Origin of the sequence: Parvibaculum sp. (genome assembly GCF_049672805.1) — a bacterium.
Classification (GTDB): domain Bacteria; phylum Pseudomonadota; class Alphaproteobacteria; order Parvibaculales; family Parvibaculaceae; genus Parvibaculum.
The window spans coordinates 1-1724 of sequence record NZ_JBATWS010000352.1 but is presented as its reverse complement, the minus strand read 5'-3'; the positions used below and the strand labels follow the sequence as shown (position 1 = coordinate 1724).

At 60.0% G+C, this 1724-nt stretch carries 2 protein-coding genes; both read left to right on the top strand.

The window, feature by feature from the left end:
• The first annotated feature begins 145 nt into the window (after positions 1-145).
• On the top strand, positions 146-628 hold the full coding sequence (locus WBF74_RS11055) for a GNAT family N-acetyltransferase (RefSeq protein ID WP_424439554.1): 483 nt from the start codon (positions 146-148) through the stop codon (positions 626-628).
• A 76-nt stretch (positions 629-704) separates the two neighbouring features.
• Positions 705-1724: hypothetical protein (locus WBF74_RS11050; protein ID WP_424439551.1), on the top strand; the 1020-nt coding region annotated here is incomplete at its 3' end.

The following is a 1724-nucleotide window of genomic DNA, read 5'->3' as shown; positions in this document are numbered from 1 at the left end:
TCCCGCGCCGCTTCGTCGCCGAAGCATTGGATTGTGCTATGGGGAGCCCTCAGAACCTCTTGAATTAGTTTTAGTTTATTGCGCATTGGCCCCTCGGCATGTTAATCAGCGCGCTGCATAGCAAGGAAGGGATTTGGGCACAACGATGACGGCTTCGACGATGCTGGTGTTTCGCAGCGCGCAACAGCAACCTGAACCGGCGATGCCGCCCGACGTGACCTTCGAGGTGATCGAAGGGGGCGGGCAGGCGCTACGCGTCGTTGCCGCATACGCCGCTTTCTATGGCCTGTCCGCGGCGATGAAGATGGTGGCCAAGGTCATGACGAGGCGCCGGAGCTATTATGTGGCGCGCCGCGGTCGCCGGATCGTCAGTGATGGCTGGATGATGGCCGGCTGGTGCAGTTCCTATTCGATCGGCGCGAGGGACTATGTGATCGGTCCGATCCAGACCGAGGAGGCAGAACGGGGTCAGGGACTCGCGCATCTCTGTTTGGTGCGCGGCATGAACCACTGCCTGCGACGCGGGGCGAAATGGGTGTACATCGACACCACCGACGATAATCATGCTAGCCGCCGTGCGATCGAAAAGAGCGGCATGATGCTGGCCAGGGAAATCGCATTACCCTAAAGCGGTCTGGAAATGGCTTCGAGCCGGAGCGCCGTGAAAGGGTAGGATGACTGGAGCCGTATCTAGGGTTGGGCAATTGCTCCGTGACCATGCCCGATGCGCATGGGACACCGATGCGCAGGCGCTGGTTGCCGGGTTGCGGATCGATTGCGGGCCGATGGACCGGGCGTCGGGGGCGGAATCCGGGCTCTATATTGTCACCGGCATTCCCTTCGACCCGGCGGCGCCATCTCGGACTGCGGATTGTTTCGGAACAGGTTTGACTCTGCTCCATCCTTTCGATTTGGCCGATTTTCCTGGGCTTCAGGACGTGCCGGGCCATCCTTGGTTGTGGCGTAACGTCCATGGCGCGTTCATGCTGTCGTTCAATCTGGCGGGGTTCGTTGAACGGTTCCTGGATTTCGGTGAGGAGCGTGCAATCGATGCGCGTGACGCCCACGGTCGTCTGCCTGTGGAAGACTCCACGCTCTACCGGCTGGGCGTACTCGGCGAGCCGTTGCTGAACCAATATTTCTTCGCGCTGTTGGCCGCGGTAAAAGGGCTGTCTGCGGGGGCTGGGCCACGCGACCCGAGCCTGCATGTGCTGCCTCCCTTAGTGGTCCTGTCGCACGATTGCGATCAGCTGCGCGGCAATGACCTGATAACTCAGGCGACGCGTCTATACCGGTTTCTGGCGCCGCTTAAGCGGCTCCGCTTTCCAGCCTTTTCCAACATTCGCCACATCATTGAGAATGCGTTGTTTCCCCGAAAATATTATTTCGACGATGCGCTTGCCATGTCGGCGGCCGAACGCCGATACGGGTTCCGGTCCGCCTTTTATTTCCTCAACGGCAGGGGCGGGCGTTTGGGCGCGCGGAGCGGCTCTGCCATTATTGCCGAATTTGCCCGGCAACTTCCGGGCGACGCCGAGATCGGCGTCCACTATAATTATCGCTATATTTTCGACCACCGGACGCTGGCCGGTCAGATTCGTGAGATCGAAGGACTCACCGGTCGTCAGATTCGATCCGGTCGCGCGCATTATCTCGTATTCGATCCGAACGACAGCTTCTCCGTTTTGGACCGCGTTGGATTGCAGACCGATGAGAGCATGGGG